Source organism: Stenotrophomonas sp. NPDC078853 (assembly GCF_044901215.1).
GTDB lineage: Bacteria > Pseudomonadota > Gammaproteobacteria > Xanthomonadales > Xanthomonadaceae > Stenotrophomonas > Stenotrophomonas lacuserhaii.
Map to the genome: position 1 here is coordinate 78,662 of NZ_JBJDOQ010000012.1, position 17,404 is coordinate 96,065.

The following is a 17,404-nucleotide window of genomic DNA, read 5'->3' on the forward strand; positions in this document are numbered from 1 at the left end:
TGCCCGCTCTCGGCCACGCAAAAAGCAAAGGGCCACCCGTTGGGTGGCCCTTTGCTTTTTGTCTGGCGGAGAGGGGGGGATTCGAACCCCCGAGGCGCTATAAACGCCTGCCTGATTTCGAGTCAGGTACATTCAACCGCTCTGCCACCTCTCCGGTTTCCCCGGCGTACCGGGGACGCGCATGATACGAGGATGCGCGGATATTCACAAGCCATCACCGGCAAGAAAGTGAAACTGGGCTGACTTCGCCGCTTGTCGGATGTCCGCCCCGCCGCGATGATGGCGTTCTCCCTGCTGCATCCCCTTTCCTGCGCGACCCCATGATCGAATTCGGACACCTGACCCATCCCGGCCTGCGCCGTGCGCTGAACGAAGACACCTACTACGGGGACGGTGAGCTGGCACTGTGGCTGGTCGCCGATGGCATGGGCGGTCACGCCTGTGGCGAGGTGGCCAGCGCGCTGGCACGCGAAACCATCGTGCGCGAGATCCGACGCGGCGTGCCACTGGCCCAGGCCATCCGCACCGCGGACGAAGAAATCATCCGTGCCTCGCGCCGCCGCAACGACACCCTGCCGATGGGCACCACCGTGGTGGCGGCCCGCGTGCAGGGCAACCGCTACGAAGTGGCCTGGGTGGGCGACAGCCGGGCCTACCTGTGGCGCGACGGCCAGCTGGCCCAGCTCAGCCAGGACCACAGCGTGGTTCAGGAGATGCTGAGCCAGGGCAACCTGACCCCGGAACAGGCGCGCGCGCATCCGCATCGCAACGTGGTCACCCAGGCACTGGGGGTCACCGACCCGGCGCATCTGAACGTGGCCACCACTGCCGGCGAGCTGCGCCCGGGCATGCAGTTGCTGCTGTGCAGCGATGGGCTCACCGAAGAGCTGGACGACAGCGGGATTTCCCGAACGCTGGCCTTCGATGACACCAGCGCGCAGGAATGCGTGGATTCGCTGGTCGCCGCCGCGCTGGATGGCGGCGGTTCGGACAACATCACCGTGGTGCTGGTGCGCTGCCACTGACGGGGCGGTGCCGACCAAGGCCGGCACTCCCAGGCCGGGGTCAGGCGACGGCGGCTTCTTCCTGCTTCGGGCCATCCCACAGGGCGTGGCCAGCCTTCTTGCGCAGCCGTTCCAGGCGGGCGGCGTGGGCTTCCAGTTCCGACGCGGTGGCCTGCACGCGCGGGCGCGGCAGCAGCTTGGCCGGGTCGAACCCCGCCAGCGCCAGCGCCGCCGCACTGCCCTCTTCGCCCAGGTCGAAACCGAGGTCGTCCTGGCCGGAGGTCAGCGCGATGTACACATCGCCGAGGATCTGCGCATCGAGCAGCGCGCCGTGCAGCTGGCGGTGCGAATTGTCCACGCCCAGCCGCTTGCACAGCGCATCCAGCGAATTGCGCTGGCCGGGGAAGCGCTCGCGCGCCAGCGCCAGCGTATCCACCACGGTGCAGCGGTCGGTGATCTTGCCGAACTGCGGCCCCAGCCTGGACAGTTCGTTGTCCAGGAACCCCAGGTCGAAGGCTGCGTTGTGGATGATCAGCTCGGCGCCGTCGATGAAGGCCAGGAAGGCCTCGGCCACCTGTGCGAACTCCGGCTTGTCGGCGAGGAAATCCAGGGTCAGCCCGGTGACTTCCTGCGCGCCGGGTTCGAAGTCGACGTCCGGCTTGAGGTATTGGTGGTAATGGTTGCCACTGGGCCGGCGCTTGAACAGCTCCACGCAGCCGATTTCAACGACGCGGTTGCCTTTCTGCCAGGCCAGGCCAGTGGTTTCGGTATCCAGGATGATCTGACGCATGGGCTCAGTTTACCGCCATGCCGGTGTCGCGCACCCGGGTGGCGGCTTCGCGCGCCAGCACGTCCACGCGTTCATTGTCCGGGTCGCCGGAATGGCCCTTCACCCAGCGCCAGTCGATCTGGTGGCGCAGGGTCGCTGCGTGCAGGCGCTCCCACAGCTCGCGGTTCTTCACCGGCGAGCCGCCGGCGGTCTTCCAGTTCTTGCGGATCCAGCCGGGCAGCCATTCGGTCAGGCCCTGGCGCACGTACTGCGAATCGGTGAAGAGCACGATCTGGCAGGGTTCGCTCAGCGCTTCCAGGCCGGAGATGGCGGCCATCAGCTCCATCCGGTTATTGGTGGTGTTGGGCTCGCCGCCGCTCAGTTCACGCTCGTGCGCCTTGTAGCGCAGCAGGGCCGCCCAGCCGCCAGGGCCAGGATTACCGAGGCAGGAGCCGTCGGTGTGTACTTCAATGGTTTTCATGCGTTTCCAGAATCGATCGGGTCATGCCGGGGGTGGCCATCGGCCCCTGCCAGCGTACCTTCAGGGGCGTCGGCCCCGGCAAGGCAAAGGTGCGTTTTTCGGCGCTGAACAGACACGCCGCGCGCAGCGGCGTCATTGTGCCGCCGCCACCGCCGGACGGCCACAGCGGGCCGATGTAACGGGTGGGCCCGCATTCCAGGCCGACCCGCTCCAGCAGCTGGCGAAGGCGCTGCGGGGTGCGCACCACCATGCCATGCCGCCGCCATAGGGTGCGGTAGGGGCTGAACGGATTGAGGCTGCTCAGGAACAGCTTGCCACCGGGCATCAGGACGCGATCACACTCGGCCAGCAGCAGCGCGGCATCGGCGGCGGTCACGTGCTGCAGCACGATGGCCTGGACGCTTTCATTGGGCAGCGGCAACGGCAACGCACAGCGGGCCTCACCGGCATACCCGGTGCCGTCCCGGTACAGCCGCAGGCCACGTCCGCTCAAGGCCGCGCCCTGCAGCCAGCGCGGGCTGGGACTGATCCACAACCACGGCTGCGCGGGCAGGCTGGACAGCTGCGGCAGCAGCAGCTGCTGCTCCAGCTGATACAACAGCTGCGCCGGTTCGCTGTCGAACCACGTTTCGGGTGTCGCTTGACGGAGGCTCTGCAGCGCGGGCATGGTCCGATTCTATGCGACTCACTGCCCTGCCCGCATTGGCGGACAATTACATCTGGTGCCTGGCCGGCGACGACGGCGTGGCCGTGGTCATCGATCCCGGCGATGCCGCGCCCGTGCTGGCCGCCGTCGAGGCAGGACTTCGCCCACAGGTCATCCTGCTCACCCATCACCACGATGACCACATCGGCGGCGTGAGCGCGCTGCAGGCCCGTTTTCCAGGCATCAGGGTGATCGCGCCACATGAGCCACGCATTCCGATGGCCACCGAGCGCGTATCCGATGGTGAACACGTTCAGGCAGTGGGGCGGAGGTTCCACGTAGTATCCGTGCCCGGGCACACCCTCAGCCATGTCGCGTTTCACACTGATGAACACCTTTTCAGTGGAGATGCATTGTTCAGCCTGGGCTGTGGGCGCCTGTTCGAAGGTACGCCATCCCAGCTGCTCGCCACCATGCGCAGCCTGGCGTCCCTGCCGGGCCAGCTGCTTGTCTGCTGTGCCCACGAATACACCGTGTCAAATGCCGTCTTCGCGCGGCATGTCGACCCCGCCAACGCTGCCCTGAGGCAGCGCCATGAGGAGGCACTGGCCATGCGCCGCGATGACCGCTCCACCCTGCCCGTGCTGTTGGCAGACGAATTACAAAGCAATCCGTTCCTGCGTACCCACACCGCGCCCATCCGTGCGGCGGTGTCGGCTCATCTGGGGCGGGAAATCACCGACGATGTCGACGTGATGGCCGGACTTCGGCAATGGAAAGACGGCTTTCGCGCATGAGGCGCCGAAGTCCATCGCTCGCCCTGGGGATCATGCTGGGGCTTGCCGGAACCGCCAACGCGCAGTCGCTGGGCGCAGGCCTGACCCAGAATCTCGCCGGTGCCGCGTCACTGCCACTGGACGCGGCAACCCTGCCGGCCCCCAGCGTGCGCAATGGACAGGACATCTTCGCCAGCTTCCGCGAAGGCCTGGCTGAACCCACCTGCGATGCCGAGGCCACCAGTCCGCGCTGGCAGAAGCAGTTCGCCCACGCGCCTGCCCGGCTGGCCAACCAGAACGACGATGCACTGGTGCTGTTCGGCTATGTGGTGGAAGAGCTGCGCAAGGCCAGCCTGCCTACCGAGTTCGCCCTGATTCCTTTCGTGGAAAGCGGCTACCGCCCCAGCGCGCGCAGCGCGGCAGGCCCAGCCGGCCTGTGGCAGTTCATCGCTACCACGGCGCGCAATCACCGCGTACCCATGAGCGAAGGCTATGACGGACGTCTGTCGGCGGTGGATTCCACCCAAGCGGCGGTGCGTTACCTGAAGACCCTGCATGGCATGTTCGGCGGCGACTGGCGCTTGGCCACCATGGCCTACAACGCCGGCGAGTACCGGGTGCTGCAGGGCCTGCGCAAGGCCGGGATGAATGCCACCAACGCGGTTCCGGCCGAGCTGCCCGGCCTGTCGCCGATCACCCACGCCTATGTTGAAAAGCTGCATGCCCTGGCCTGCGTGCTGGAAAACGCCGAAGAGCAGCCCTCGGTGATGGCCTCGCTGGACCGCACCGTGCCGGTGCTGAAGAGCCACACCCTTCCCGCTGGCACCAGCGTGCAGCAGTGGGCCGCCCAGCGTTCGCTGGACCCGGCGCGGATTGCCCGCCTGAATCCGGCCGCCAGTGGCCGTGCCCGCCCGCAGAACGCCCCCGTCCGCCTGTTGGCACCGGTCAATACGCCGGCCGTGGATGCCTCGGCGATGGTGGCCAGCGTGGATGAGGCTGCGACGCCGGCCGTCGCCGTTGCGTCGGCACAGCCGGCACCGGCGGCCGCACGCAGCGTGGCCAGCGCGGCAGATCGTCCGCGCAACCGTCGCCACACGGTGCGCAATGGCGAATCGCCGTGGACCATCGCCCGCCGTTACGGCATGCCGGTGAAGGCCCTGCTCAGCCTCAATGGACTCACCGGCAAGGCCGTGCTGAAGCCGGGTGCCGTGCTGCGCATCGAAGACTGACCGGACATCAGTTCGATCGGACAACAAAAAGCCCGGCAGTGCCGGGCTTTTTGTCTGCCGCCGCTGCCAACCCTTACAGGTTGGCTTCGGTGGTCTGTACGACGAAGCGCTTGCGGGTGGACTTGACGAAGGCGTCGGCCGCGGCCATGCCATCGATCTGGCTCAGCTGCTGCTTGAGCTGCTGGCGCTGTTCGGCGGTGACTTCCTTGACGTCGCCCGGAGTGACCTTGGTCACCGCGAACACCACCGCACGCCCCTGCACATCCACCTTGCCGTAGCTCGGCTTGCCTTCGGCCGGCAGCGACGCACTGAATACCGCACGGTTGATCTCGGCGGTCGGCACCGGCTGGGTGCGCGGCAGGCCCGGCATCGGGCTGACCTGCAGCTTCTCGCTTTCCGCCAGCGCCTGCAGCGTCTGGCCGCCCTTCAGCTTGGCCAGCAGCGCATCAGCGGCCTTCTCGGCAGCCTGGCGGGTGCGGTCGGCATGCACGGCAGCGATGACCTGCTCACGCGCCTTGTCCAGCGGGATGGCCTGCTCCGGCGTATGTTCGGCAACGCGGATCACCACGCTGTGGTTGCCCGCTTCGTCCAGCGCGATCGGATCGCTCGCGGTGCCATCCTGCACCAGGATGTCGGAGAACGCAGCGCGCAGCACGGCCGGGTTGGCCGCGATGCCGGTGGCATCCTGGCGGGTGAACGGACCGACGGTCTGCAGCGGCAGGTTCACCGCCTTGGCGGCAGCGGCCAGATCGCTCGGGCTCTTGTTGGTCGCATCGACCACGCGGCCGGCCAGTTCGGTGTAACCGCGCTCGGCATCTGCCTTGGTCTGCTCGGCCATCAGCTGGTCGCGCACTTCTTCGAAGGAACGCCCTTCACCGCCGCGCACTTCGCGCACCTGGATCACGTGATAGCCGAAATCGGTCTTGACCGGGCCGATGATGTCGCCGGCCTTGGCCGCGAACACCGCATCTTCGAACGGCTTGACCATCGCACCGCGATCCACCCAGCCCAGGTCGCCACCCTGCTCCTTGGAGCCGGTGTCATCGGAGTTGGCCTTGGCCAGTGCGGCAAAATCGGCGCCTGCGGCCTTGGCTTCGGCGGCCAGCTTGGCCGCCTTGGCTTCGGCGCCGTCACCGGTGCTGATCAGGATGTGCGAGGCCAGGCGCTGCTCCGGCGTGGCGAAGCGCGCCTTCTCTTCCTCGTAGCGCTTGCGCAGGCTGGCTTCGTCCGGGGCGGCTGGCGCCGGCAGCGTGGCACCGTTGATTTCCACGTATTCCAGCTTGACCGACTCGGCCTGGCGGAAGTCCTTGGCGTGGGTGTCGTACCACTGCTTGATCTGCGCATCGGTGACCGGCGCGGTGTCAGCCGGCTGCTCGGGCAGCATGGCGATCTCGACGTCGCGGGTTTCGCCCAGCAGCTTGAGCAGGCGCTCGGTTTCGGCTTCGGTGACGAAGCCGGAGTTCTGCAGCGCGCTGGGGATGACCGACTGCTGCAGGCTGGTGCGGACCAGCTCGGCGAACATGTCCGGCGTGCGCGGCGGGTTGCCGCTGGCCAGCGCGATGCGGTACTGGTCGCCGTTGAACTTGCCGTCCGGGCCAAGGAAGGCCGGGATGGCAGCGATGTATTCGCGCACGGCGTCATCGCCGATCACCACGCCGGACTGTTCCCCGGCCAAGCGCACGACCTGTTCGTCGATCAGCTGGTCGAGCACGGCGAGCTTGTTCTCGGTGCTTTCGAAGGCGCGCGGATCGAAGTCCTCGCCCTGCTGCTGGCGTACGCGGGCGCGCTCCTGCTCAAAGCGCTCGCGGAATTCCTGCGAGGTGATTTCGTGGTGCTTCCACAGCAGGCGGGCCGGCCACCAGGACGGAGCCGAGGACCACCAGGAAGGCGGTGCCGATACTTTGGCCACGTTCTGCGCACCGACGCCACCGAGGTAGCTGCTATCGATGACGAACAGGAACGGGATCATCAGCAGCCCCAGGATCACAGTGACGATCCAGCCCGAGGTCTTGTCGCGAAGTTTCTGCAGCATGGGAAAAATCATGGCCTGAGTGGCGAGCCGCGCAGTGTAACCCGCTTCATGCGCAGGCTCCAAAGCACCGGCTGCAAGGGGCGGCGCGGGCCCGGACCCTGGGCATAAAAAAAGCCCCTGGTTTTCACCAGGGGCTCTTCAATCGTGGCGGAGCGGACGGGACTCGAACCCGCGACCTCCGGCGTGACAGGCCAGCATTCTAACCAGCTGAACTACCGCTCCGCGTTGAAACTTTGCAGGCGCTCATTCTATCCGAAGATGGTCTGATTGCCCAGCCTCATGAACACTTTTTTTAGAAGTTTTTCACGAGGTGTTACCAAATCTGCAGTGGCGGAGCGGACGGGACTCGAACCCGCGACCTCCGGCGTGACAGGCCAGCATTCTAACCAGCTGAACTACCGCTCCGTGCTGCAAAACTTTTTGCCTTCCACGCCGCCGAAGCGGTGGAGAAAACAAAGCCCCCAGGATGAACCCGGAGGCCGCGTTGAAAATGGCGGAGCGGACGGGACTCGAACCCGCGACCTCCGGCGTGACAGGCCAGCATTCTAACCAGCTGAACTACCGCTCCACATTTCAAACTTTACCGCGGTGCTGTGGTGGGTGCTGAGGGTTTCGAACCCCCGACCCTCTACGTGTAAAGGAGACGCTCTACCGCTGAGCTAAGCACCCCAGCGAGCCGCTTAGTTTACAGCATCCTTCAGGGCCTTACCAGCCTTGAACGACGGATTCTTCGAAGCAGCGATCGCGATGGTGTCGCCGGTCTTCGGGTTGCGGCCGGTGCGGGCGGCGCGGTCACGGACCTGGAAGGTGCCAAAGCCGACCAGCGTCACAGCATCACCGCTCTTCAGTGCCTTGGTGACGGCAGCAACGACGGCATCGACAGCGCGAGCGGACTCTGCCTTGGTCAGGTCAGCGGTCTCGGCAACGGCGTCGATCAATTCGGTCTTGTTCATTCTCTACAGCTCCTTATTGCGGGGGACCCGCGGATTAGCCAGGGAAGCCATCGTTGCGTGCAGCACGCACGAGGGCAAATCGGTTCGGTTCGGCGAATTGGATGCAGCTGATTCGCGAGTGCTGCTTTTATACCAGTGGCCCCACACCCGCGCAAGCCGAAAACCCAGCAATGACGCGGGTTTCGGCCGTTTGCGGTGCGCGGTTCAGTGCTTGACGCGCGTGGCGGAAGGTGTCTTGGTCTTGCTGCGAACAGTGACACGCTGCGCAGTCTTACGCGTCTTCTTCGGCGTCAGGGGACGCTCCAGTGCCAGGTCGAGTACCTGCTCGATGTACTTCACCGGAATGATGTCGATATCACGGGTGACATTGGCGGGGATGTCGGCAAGATCCTTGCGGTTCTCCTCCGGGATGATCACCGTGCGGATGCCGCCACGCAGTGCCGCCAGCAGCTTCTCCTTCAAGCCACCAATGGCCGTCACGCGGCCGCGCAGCGTGATCTCGCCGGTCATCGCAACGTCGGCGCGCACCGGCACCTTGGTCAGGATGGACACCAGCGAGGTCACCATCGCCGCGCCGGCGCTGGGGCCGTCCTTGGGCGTGGCACCATCGGGCACGTGCACGTGCACGTCCTGCTTCTGCAGGAACGCGGCATCGATGCCGAACTGCACCGCGCGCGAGCGCACCACCGACAGCGCTGCCGAGGCGGACTCCTTCATCACGTTGCCCAGCTGGCCGGTCAGGATCAGCTGGCCCTTGCCCGGCACCAGCGTGGATTCGATCTGCAGCAGATCGCCGCCGACTTCGGTCCATGCCAGGCCCGTCACCAGGCCGATCTCGTTCTCTTCTTCGGCGCGGCCGAAGTCGAAGCGACGAACGCCCAGGTACTTGTCCACGTTGCTGCCGTCCACCGTCACCAGCGCGCCCTTCTTCGCCTTCCTGCCCCTGACCGCTTTCGGCTTGGGCAGGCCGGCCGGACCGGCCAGTGCGATCTCCTTGACCACCTTGCGGCAGATCTTCGCGATTTCGCGCTCGAGGCTGCGCACGCCGGATTCGCGCGTGTAGTAGCGCACGATGTCCTGGATGGCGGCGCCGTCGATTTCCAGCTCTTCCGGCTTCAGGCCGGCCGCCTTGATCTGCTTGGGCACCAGGTAGCGCATGGCGATGTTGAGCTTCTCATCCTCGGTGTAGCCGGGGATGCGGATCACTTCCATGCGGTCCAGCAGCGGACCGGGAATATTCAGCGAATTGGACGTGGCCACGAACATCACTTCGGACAGGTCCAGGTCCACTTCCAGGTAGTGGTCGTTGAAGGAGTTGTTCTGCTCCGGATCCAGCACTTCCAGCAGCGCCGAGGACGGATCGCCGCGGAAGTCCATCGACATCTTGTCGATCTCATCAAGCAGGAACAGCGCGTTCTTGCTGCCCACCTTGTTGAGGTTCTGCACGATGCGGCCCGGCATCGAACCGACGTAGGTGCGACGATGGCCGCGGATCTCGGCCTCGTCGCGCACGCCACCCAGGCTCATGCGCACGAACTTGCGGTTGGTCGCCTTGGCGATGGACTGGCCCAGCGAGGTCTTGCCCACGCCCGGCGGCCCGACCAGGCACAGGATCGGGCCCTTCATCTGCTTCACGCGCGACTGCACCGCCAGGTATTCCAGGATGCGGTCCTTGACCTTCTCCAGGCCGTAGTGGTCGGCGTCCAGGGTGTCCTGGGCGACCTTCAGGTCCTTGCGCACCTTGGTGCGCTTCTTCCACGGCACGCCCAGGATCCAGTCCAGGTAGTTGCGCACCACGGCCGCTTCGGCGGACATCGGCGACATCTGCTTGAGCTTGGTCAGTTCGGCCTTGGCCTTGGTTTCCACCGGCTTGGGCATGCCCGCTTCGGCGATCTTGCGGGCCAGCTCTTCCAGCTCGCCCGGGGCATCGTCCAGGTCACCCAGTTCTTTCTGGATGGCCTTCATCTGTTCGTTGAGGTAGTACTCGCGCTGGCTCTTTTCCATCTGCGACTTGACGCGGCCGCGGATGCGCTTTTCCATCTGCTGCACGTCGATTTCGCCATCGACCAGGCCCACCAGCATCTCCAGGCGCTCGCCCACCGGCAGCACTTCCAGCAGGCGCTGCTTGTCGGCCAGGCGCACGCTGATGTGCGCGGCGATGGTGTCGGCCAGGCGCGCGGGCTCTTCGATGCCGGCCAGGGTCTGCAGCAGCTCCGGCGGCAGCTTGCGGTTGGTCTTGACGTACTGCTCGAACAAAGACATCAGCGAACGGGCGATCGCTTCGATCTCACGCGCTTCGCGGCCGTCTTCGGCCTGGATCTCCACAGCGGTGCCCTGCAGCGCGCCATCGCGCTCGCCGACCTGGCTGACCTGTACGCGCGACAGGCCTTCCACCAGCACCTTGATGGTGCCGTCAGGCAGCTTCAGCAGCTGCAGCACCTGGGCGAGGGTACCGACCTGGTACAGGTCGGCTTCCTGCGGATCGTCGGTCTCGGCCGACTTCTGCGCCAGCAGCAGGATGCGCTTGTCCGCTTCCATCGCCTTTTCCAGCGCATGCATGGACTTGTCACGGCCGACGAACAGCGGGATGACCATGTGCGGGAACACCACCACGTCACGCAGCGGCAGTACCGGCAGGTCGAGAGTCTCAGTTGGGGAACGGGCCATGGGGGCTCCAGGAAGGGGGGATACGCCTCTCCGGCTCCAGCGGGGCCAGAGACAAAAAAGCCGATGGCCCCGTTATGGGGCCATCGGCGCAAGGATGCAAGACGCTCCTAAAAAATACTTTCAAATCAATCGATTGAAAGAATCATTCAGCGCCAGCGGCCTTCTGTTCAGGTGCTGGCGGGGTCTGGTAGATCAGGTACGGTTCGGACTTGTGCTCGATGACCGACTCGTCCACCACCACCTTGCTGACGTTCTCCTGTGAGGGGAGCTCGTACATGGTGTCCAGCAGCACCGATTCCACGATGGTGCGCAGGCCACGGGCGCCGGTCTTGCGCTTGAGCGCCTTGCGGGCAATGGCGGCCAGCGCGTCGGGACGGAACTCCAGCTCGACGTTTTCCATCTCGAACAGCTTCTTGAACTGCTTGGTGATGGCGTTCTTCGGCTCGGTCAGGATGGTGATCAGCGCCGCTTCGTCCAGCTCTTCCAGGGTCGCGACCACCGGCAGGCGGCCAACGAACTCGGGAATCAGGCCGAACTTGATGAGGTCTTCCGGTTCCACTTCCGCCAGCAGCTTGCCGATTTCCTGCTTGCGCTCGGACGACTTCACCTTCGCACCGAACCCGATGCCGCCCGATTCGGTGGAACGCTGCTGGATCACCTTGTCCAGGCCGGCAAACGCGCCGCCACAGATGAACAGGATGTTCTTGGTGTCCACCTGCAGGAATTCCTGCTGCGGATGCTTGCGCCCACCCTGCGGCGGGACGCTGGCCACGGTGCCTTCGATCAGCTTCAACAGGGCCTGCTGCACGCCTTCGCCGGACACATCGCGGGTGATCGACGGGTTCTCGCTCTTACGCGAGATCTTGTCGATTTCATCGATGTAGACGATGCCCTGCTGTGCCTTCTCGACGTCGTAGTCGCACTTCTGCAGCAGCTTCTGGATGATGTTTTCCACGTCCTCGCCCACGTAACCGGCTTCGGTCAGCGTGGTGGCGTCGGCCATGGTGAACGGCACGTTGAGCAGGCGGGCCAGGGTTTCGGCCAGCAGCGTCTTGCCCGAACCTGTCGGGCCGACCAGCAGGATGTTCGACTTGGCCAGTTCGACCTCGTCGTTCTTCTGCCGGCTCTCGATGCGCTTGTAATGGTTGTAGACGGCCACGGCGAGCGTGCGCTTGGCGCGCTTCTGGCCGATCACGTACTGGTCCAGGACTTCGAGGATTTCGCGCGGCTTGGGCAGCGAACTGCGGGCCGACTGCGCTTTTTCCTCGAGCTCTTCACGGATGATGTCGTTGCACAGCTCCACGCATTCATCGCAGATGAACACGCTTGGACCGGCAATGAGCTTGCGCACCTCGTGCTGGCTCTTGCCGCAGAAGGAGCAGTAAAGGATCTTGCCGCTGTCCGTGGAACGACCTTGTCGGTCTTCGCTCATGCTTCGCTTACCTGGTTACCCCACCCGTTCGACGGGGGTTCAATTCGAGAATAACACAGGGCCGAGAGGGCACCAGCCCTGCCCGACCCTGCTTGTCCAGTCGGAAAACCGACCGTTTTGCTGTCATCAACCCGCCTGGATCGACTCTTCCGGGCGACGCTCAAGGACCTGATCGACCAGCCCGTAGGCCTGTGCTTCCACGGCACTCTTGAAGTTGTCGCGCTCGGTGTCGCGGGCGATCGTTTCCAGCGACTGGCCGGTGTGCTTGGCCAGGATCTCGTTCAGACGCGCGCGCAAGGTGAGGATCTCGCGGGCGTGGATGTCGATATCGGTCGCCTGGCCCTGGAAGCCGCCCAGCGGCTGGTGGATCATCACGCGCGAGTTCGGCAGCGCATACCGCTTGCCGGCTGCGCCCGACGCCAACAGCAGGGCGCCCATCGAGGCGGCCTGGCCGACGCAGATGGTGGCCACGTCCGGCTTGATGTACTGCATGGTGTCGTAGATCGCCATGCCGGCGGTGACCACGCCACCGGGCGAGTTGATGTAGATGCTGATGTCCTTTTCCGGGTTTTCCGCTTCCAGGAACAGCAGCTGCGCCACCACCACGTTGGCCATGTGATCGTCGATCGGGCCCACGAGGAAGATCAGGCGCTCCTTCAACAGGCGCGAATAGATGTCATAGGCGCGCTCGCCGCGGGCGGTCTGCTCGACCACCATCGGAACCAGATTGAGGGCTTTGGTTCGGTTGTCCATATCGTGAGGCACCTGTATTGGGAGGAACTCCCCACGCCTTGCGGCGCGGGGTCTGGCGTTGGCAGGACTCAGCCGCGGATCGCGTCCTGGAAGGACAGCGTTTCCTCGGTATGCTGGGCGCGCTCGGCGATCCAGTCGATCACCTGCTCTTCCATCACGCGGTTCTGCAGACCCGACATGAGCTGGGGGTCGTTGCGGTACATCTCAATGACCTGGTCCGGCTCTTCGTAGGTCGAAGCGATCAGGCGCATGGTTTCATTCAGGCGCTTCGGCTCCAGCTTCAGGTCGTTGATGCGGGCCACTTCGCCGACCAGCAGGCCGACCAGCACGCGCTTGGCAGCGGCATCCTTGAAGCCCTCATGGGCGTCGGCCGGCACCTGGCCCGGATCGCGGCCACTGCGACGAAGCTGTTCGATCTGCTGGGCCAGCATCGCACGGGCTTCGTTCTCCACCAGGCGCGGCGGCAGCTCGACCGAGCTGTAAGCGGCAATCAGCTGCTCGCCGACTTCGCGACGCAGGCGGTTCATCAGGGCGCCCTTGAGCTCGCGCTCCAGGTTGGCGCGGATGTCCTTGCGGAACTGCTCCACGTCACCCGCCTTGACGCCGAAGCTCTTGATGAAGGCGTCGTCCACTTCCGGCAGCGACTCTTCGGACACTTCGGTGACCTTGACGGTGACCTGCACGGTCTTGCCAGCCAGCGCTTCAACGCGCCAATCGGCCGGGAACTCGACGTCCAGGGTCTTCTCTTCACCCTTGGCCAGGCCGACCAGGCCCTTTTCAATGGTTTCGAACATCATGTTCTGGCCGATGACGATCGTACCCTTCTCGGTACCTTCGGCCGGCAGGCGCTCATCGCCAGCCTGGGAGAAGGTTTCCAGCGCGACCAGGTCGCCTTCCTTCGCGCCACGGCTGACCGGGGCCCAGGTGCGGCGCTGCTGGCGCAGGTTTTCGATCATCTGGTCGATGTCGGCATCGCCGATTTCAGCCACGTGGCGGACCACGTTCAGCTTGGAGACGTCGATCTCGCCGAACTCCGGCACCAGCTCGACGGTAGCCACGAACGACAGTTCGCCCTGCTCACCCTTGTCGATGCGCGGGCTGCCGACCACGCGCAGGGCGTGTTCGCGGATGGCCGCGTCGAAGGTTTCGCGCAGCAGGCCGTCGACGGCTTCGCCACGGACCTGCGCACCGAAGCGCTGCTCGATCACCTTGGCCGGCACCTTGCCCGGGCGGAAGCCCTTGATGCGCGTGGTGCGGGCGATTTCGCCCAGACGCCCACTGATATGGGTGTTGAGGCGATCTTCCGGCAGCGAGAAGCTCAGGCGGCGTTCCAGGTTGCCGGTGGATTCGATCGAAGCTTGCATGTTGACTCCTGCCACCGGCGGCCCTGCTGGCCCCCGGTTCGATGTGATGGACGAAACGGTTGTTCGGACGCGGCGGCGTTGACACGCATGCCCGCCGCAGCCCTTTAGTTTGGACGATAACGGGCGGCACTGCCAGCGGGGGTCGGTCAGGCGGGCGCGCGCGTGAAAAACGCGGCTGGCAGGGCGGCCGGACCATGGTGCGAAAGGGGGGACTCGAACCCCCACGCCGGTTAAGGCACTGGAACCTAAATCCAGGGCGTCTACCAATTCCGCCACTTTCGCTGGTCTAGCCCGGTATTGTCGCAGGCGCGGGGCGGTCTTGGGTAGGGCGGGCACGATGCACCCGGCCAGCATGGCCTAGAATGCCCCCAAAGTCCGGCGCGCCACATCCTCCACAACGCCAGCCTGAACCCGCCCGCCGAGGAGGCGAGCACCGCATGCAGCAGTCCGCCGCCGCCCCGCTGGGCGCAGACATCATCCAGGACATCGCCGAAATCGGCGCCATCGCGGCGGTGCCGCGGATCCTGGAAACCGTGGCCCACATCACCGGCTCGCGCTTTGCCGCCGTGGCCCGGGTTACTGACAGCCATTGGGTCGCCTGCGCTACTTACGACACGCTCGGCTTCGGTTTGGGCGTGGGTGGACAGCTGGTCCTGGAAAGCACCATCTGCAACGAGATCCGCCAGGCGCCACAGCCGGTGATTTTCGGGCATGCGAGCGAGCATCCGCACTACGCCAGCCACCACACCCCGCGCCTGTACGGGTTGGAAAGCTACGTGTCGGTGCCGATCTTCCGCCCCGACGGCAGCTTCTTCGGCACCCTGTGCGCGATCGATTCGGCACCGGCCAGGTTCGACGAAGCGCAGGTGGTGCGTTCGCTGGAATTGTTCGCCGAACTCATCGGCAACTACCTGCACACCGAACAGCGGCTGCAGCAGGCGGTCGCCGACCTGTCGGCCGCCAACGACACCGCCGTGCTGCGCGACCAGTTCATCGCGGTGCTGGGCCACGACCTGCGCAGCCCCCTGCAGGCGGCCAGTATGGCCACGGAAATGCTTGAGCTGGAACCGCACACCGAACGTGGCGGCATGCTGCTGACGCGGGTGCGCGACAGCATCACCCGCATCGATGGCCTGGTGGAGGACGTACTGGATTTCGCCCGCGGCCGGCTTGGCGGCGGCATCCCGGTGGCGCTCACCTACGATGCCAACGTGGCCGCCCAGCTGATGCGGGTGGTGCACGAAGTGGCCGGCGCGACCGGGCGCAATGACATCATCGCGACCATCGCGGTGGATGCGCCGTTGCTGTGTGATGCCAACCGCCTGTCGCAGTTGCTGGCCAATCTGCTGACCAACGCGGCGGTGCACGGCGCGGCGGACCAACCGATCACGCTGGATATCCAAACCGACGCCAATGGATTGGTGCTGCAGGTCCACAACGGCGGCGTGATCGCGCCGGACAAGCTGGGCAAGCTGTTCACCCCGTTCTCCCGCGAGGCCGGTGACCAGCCGCGTCCCGGGCTGGGACTGGGGCTGTATATCGCCGCGGAAATTGCCAAAGCACACAACGGCACGCTGTCGGTGGAATCCGATGCGGCGCGGGGGACGCGCTTCGTGTTCGCCATGCCCGCCATTCCGCTCGCGCTGGCAGGCTGAGCTCCATAACGCAGGCAAGAAAAAAGCCACCAAGCGCTTGCTTGGTGGCTTCTGTCTGGTGGGGTACACGGCCGCGCATGCGCGCTGCCGCCCCCACGCTTCGCTGCGCGAAACGCGGGCCCCTCCTATCAGCCCGCCAGATCCCCGCGCCTTCGGCGCGCCCCCTTGACTCAAGGGGCTCTACTCCAGGAAACCTTCGGTCGCTTGCAACCAACGCAGGAATCGCAGGCAAGAAAAAAGCCACCAGGGTGACCTGGTGGCTTCTGTCTGGTGGGCCGTCAAGGATTCGAACCTTGGACCTATTGATTAAGAGTCAACTGCTCTACCAACTGAGCTAACGGCCCGAAAATCGGGAGGCGAATTATGACGTGGCCGCTACACCTCTTGCAAGCTTTTTTTTCGCGCGTGATGCCATGGGCACCACGCGGGCAAGAAAAAAGCCACCAAGCATGTGCTTGGTGGCTTCTGTCTGGTGGGCCGTCAAGGATTCGAACCTTGGACCTATTGATTAAGAGTCAACTGCTCTACCAACTGAGCTAACGGCCCGAAAAACTAGACGAATACTTTAAGCTGCATTGCGTCTTTCTGCAACGGCTGATCTGCTTTCGGCTGACCTGCCTTGAATCAGTGGGGTGGCTGAGGGGATTCGAACCCCCGACCACCGGAATCACAATCCGGTACTCTAACCGACTGAGCTACAGCCACCACTGAAACATCGGATCCAGCGGCGGCAACTGCGTGCCTCTGGAACCTTGATTTCTGCCCTGCACCGTGCCGAAAAGCGACGAATGCCGAAGCAAGTCCGCTATTTTTACGGAGTCGCTCCAGAATTGCAAGCGGTTCTTCACACATGCGGCGCCGCCTGATCAACGGGCTGCAGCTCCGCCCTGCTCCCGCGCGCAGTGGCGATAGATCCGGGATGAGAAAAAAGGGAACTCGGCGCGCCGATCGCGGCGGTGCTGGAACGTTTGCGGCGTTCACCGTGGGTTGATTCCAATGGCGCGCCCGACAGGAATCGAACCTGTAACCGCCGGCTTAGAAGTCTGGATGACTCTGATTAACAATCAACAACTTAGATTGAATTGATTTCCTGACTCAGCGCATCTAACCCATTGATCCTATTGATCACGGGTTGGAGTTTTCTGGAGATCCGAGGGGGGGGGGGGGCGAGGCCGACAGCTTGCCAGCCGCATCAGGTCCTAGGTCAACACCCCGCCCCCGCAGCACCACGTTGTCCTGGATCCACTGCAGCTTCTTCGACACCTTCCGCCGCAGCGCCTGCTCATGGCGCAGCGCCCATAGCTCACATCCTCGTCGGCCCGAATCAAACGAGCTGCACGGCCTGAGAAGCAGCGGTGCATGCACGCCGTCCTCGGGGCTCAACCTGGCCAACCACGATCCGTCGACCCTTTGCTGCATGGATGCCACCTGCTCCCCGTGCAGGAACAACCCCGTCGGGAGTGTGTCCAGGTGGCAGCGTGGCTTCCAGCAAAAGCCATCGGGCATGGGGGTCAGGGTCTGGGTGTCGACGTCCATATGAGCACCATAGTCGCAGCTCGTCTCAGGGGCAGAGACCCCTAGAGGCGCCCATTGGGTCATCGGGCGTGCTGGATAAAGCGCCTCAAAGCCCTCCCGCGCAGATC

13 protein-coding genes and 9 tRNA genes are annotated in these 17,404 nt (G+C 64.8%); 4 read left to right on the plus strand and 18 right to left on the minus strand.

What is annotated here, in order from left to right; genetic code table 11:
• Positions 1-63: 63 nt before the first annotated feature.
• A tRNA-Ser gene (locus ACI2JH_RS13125) sits at positions 64-154 on the minus strand.
• A 166-nt stretch (positions 155-320) separates the two neighbouring features.
• Here ACI2JH_RS13125 and ACI2JH_RS13130 point away from each other — a divergent pair.
• Entirely contained in the window at positions 321-1,025 is a 705-nt protein-coding gene (locus ACI2JH_RS13130) for a PP2C family serine/threonine-protein phosphatase (protein WP_101098735.1), read from the plus strand.
• Between the two features lie 40 nt (positions 1,026-1,065).
• Here ACI2JH_RS13130 and dnaQ read toward each other — a convergent pair whose 3' ends face one another.
• From dnaQ to ACI2JH_RS13145, 3 genes are read right to left on the minus strand one after another with little or no spacing between them, the layout of a single operon-like run.
• Positions 1,066-1,794, minus strand: coding sequence for a DNA polymerase III subunit epsilon (gene dnaQ / locus ACI2JH_RS13135; protein WP_101098734.1), 729 nt, complete (start codon positions 1,792-1,794; stop codon positions 1,066-1,068).
• Between the two features lie 4 nt (positions 1,795-1,798).
• A complete protein-coding gene (gene rnhA / locus ACI2JH_RS13140) occupies positions 1,799-2,254 on the minus strand; it encodes a ribonuclease HI (protein ID WP_057506972.1) in 456 nt (151 codons plus the stop codon).
• Positions 2,241-2,921, minus strand: a complete 681-nt coding sequence (locus ACI2JH_RS13145; protein ID WP_404736408.1) for a hypothetical protein — start codon at positions 2,919-2,921, stop codon at positions 2,241-2,243. The genes rnhA and ACI2JH_RS13145 overlap by 14 nt, the downstream gene beginning before the upstream one ends.
• A gap of 11 nt (positions 2,922-2,932) precedes the next feature.
• Here ACI2JH_RS13145 and gloB point away from each other — a divergent pair, with 11 nt between their 5' ends.
• Together gloB and ACI2JH_RS13155 are read left to right on the plus strand one after the other, a co-directional pair.
• Complete coding sequence (gene gloB, locus ACI2JH_RS13150) at positions 2,933-3,697, plus strand: hydroxyacylglutathione hydrolase (RefSeq protein WP_404736409.1); 765 nt, start codon at positions 2,933-2,935, stop codon at positions 3,695-3,697.
• Positions 3,694-4,905, plus strand: coding sequence for a lytic transglycosylase domain-containing protein (locus tag ACI2JH_RS13155; RefSeq protein ID WP_101098731.1), 1,212 nt, complete (start codon positions 3,694-3,696; stop codon positions 4,903-4,905). The genes gloB and ACI2JH_RS13155 overlap by 4 nt, the downstream gene beginning before the upstream one ends.
• A 73-nt stretch (positions 4,906-4,978) precedes the next feature.
• On the opposite strand, the gene ACI2JH_RS13160 is transcribed toward ACI2JH_RS13155, so the two are convergent.
• From ACI2JH_RS13160 to ACI2JH_RS13210, 11 genes are all read right to left on the minus strand, one after another.
• The gene (locus ACI2JH_RS13160; RefSeq protein WP_349999015.1) at positions 4,979-6,937 is read right to left on the minus strand and encodes a peptidyl-prolyl cis-trans isomerase; all 1,959 of its coding nucleotides are present in this window, start codon (positions 6,935-6,937) and stop codon (positions 4,979-4,981) included.
• A 145-nt stretch (positions 6,938-7,082) separates the two neighbouring features.
• Positions 7,083-7,159: transfer RNA gene (locus ACI2JH_RS13165), tRNA-Asp, on the minus strand.
• A 106-nt stretch (positions 7,160-7,265) separates the two neighbouring features.
• Positions 7,266-7,342: transfer RNA gene (locus tag ACI2JH_RS13170), tRNA-Asp, on the minus strand.
• Between the two features lie 86 nt (positions 7,343-7,428).
• Positions 7,429-7,505, minus strand: a tRNA-Asp gene (locus tag ACI2JH_RS13175).
• 26 nt (positions 7,506-7,531) lie between these two features.
• Positions 7,532-7,606 (minus strand) — tRNA-Val (locus ACI2JH_RS13180).
• A gap of 11 nt (positions 7,607-7,617) precedes the next feature.
• A complete protein-coding gene (locus ACI2JH_RS13185) occupies positions 7,618-7,890 on the minus strand; it encodes an HU family DNA-binding protein (protein ID WP_042613351.1) in 273 nt (90 codons plus the stop codon).
• 204 nt (positions 7,891-8,094) lie between these two features.
• Positions 8,095-10,557 carry an endopeptidase La gene (gene lon / locus ACI2JH_RS13190; protein ID WP_404736410.1) on the minus strand — a complete coding sequence of 821 codons (2,463 nt, stop codon included), beginning with the start codon at positions 10,555-10,557 and terminating at the stop codon, positions 8,095-8,097.
• Between the two features lie 142 nt (positions 10,558-10,699).
• Positions 10,700-11,989 (minus strand): ATP-dependent Clp protease ATP-binding subunit ClpX, encoded by a 1,290-nt coding sequence (gene clpX, locus ACI2JH_RS13195; protein WP_042613349.1) that lies wholly within the window; start codon positions 11,987-11,989, stop codon positions 10,700-10,702.
• A gap of 126 nt (positions 11,990-12,115) precedes the next feature.
• Positions 12,116-12,742: an ATP-dependent Clp endopeptidase proteolytic subunit ClpP gene (clpP, locus tag ACI2JH_RS13200; protein WP_042613348.1), complete on the minus strand. Its 627-nt coding sequence runs from the start codon at positions 12,740-12,742 to the stop codon at positions 12,116-12,118.
• Positions 12,743-12,810: 68 nt separating this feature from the next.
• On the minus strand, positions 12,811-14,106 hold the full coding sequence (gene tig, locus ACI2JH_RS13205; RefSeq protein ID WP_101098728.1) for a trigger factor: 1,296 nt from the start codon (positions 14,104-14,106) through the stop codon (positions 12,811-12,813).
• 195 nt (positions 14,107-14,301) lie between these two features.
• A tRNA-Leu gene (locus ACI2JH_RS13210) sits at positions 14,302-14,388 on the minus strand.
• Between the two features lie 155 nt (positions 14,389-14,543).
• Here ACI2JH_RS13210 and ACI2JH_RS13215 point away from each other — a divergent pair.
• Positions 14,544-15,761, plus strand: coding sequence for a GAF domain-containing sensor histidine kinase (locus ACI2JH_RS13215; RefSeq protein ID WP_320505213.1), 1,218 nt, complete (start codon positions 14,544-14,546; stop codon positions 15,759-15,761).
• Between the two features lie 268 nt (positions 15,762-16,029).
• Here ACI2JH_RS13215 and ACI2JH_RS13220 read toward each other — a convergent pair.
• From ACI2JH_RS13220 to ACI2JH_RS13230, 3 genes are all read right to left on the minus strand, one after another.
• Positions 16,030-16,105, minus strand: a tRNA-Lys gene (locus tag ACI2JH_RS13220).
• 126 nt (positions 16,106-16,231) lie between these two features.
• Positions 16,232-16,307 (minus strand) — tRNA-Lys (locus tag ACI2JH_RS13225).
• Positions 16,308-16,389: 82 nt separating this feature from the next.
• A tRNA-His gene (locus ACI2JH_RS13230) sits at positions 16,390-16,466 on the minus strand.
• Between the last annotated feature and the right edge of the window lie 938 nt (positions 16,467-17,404).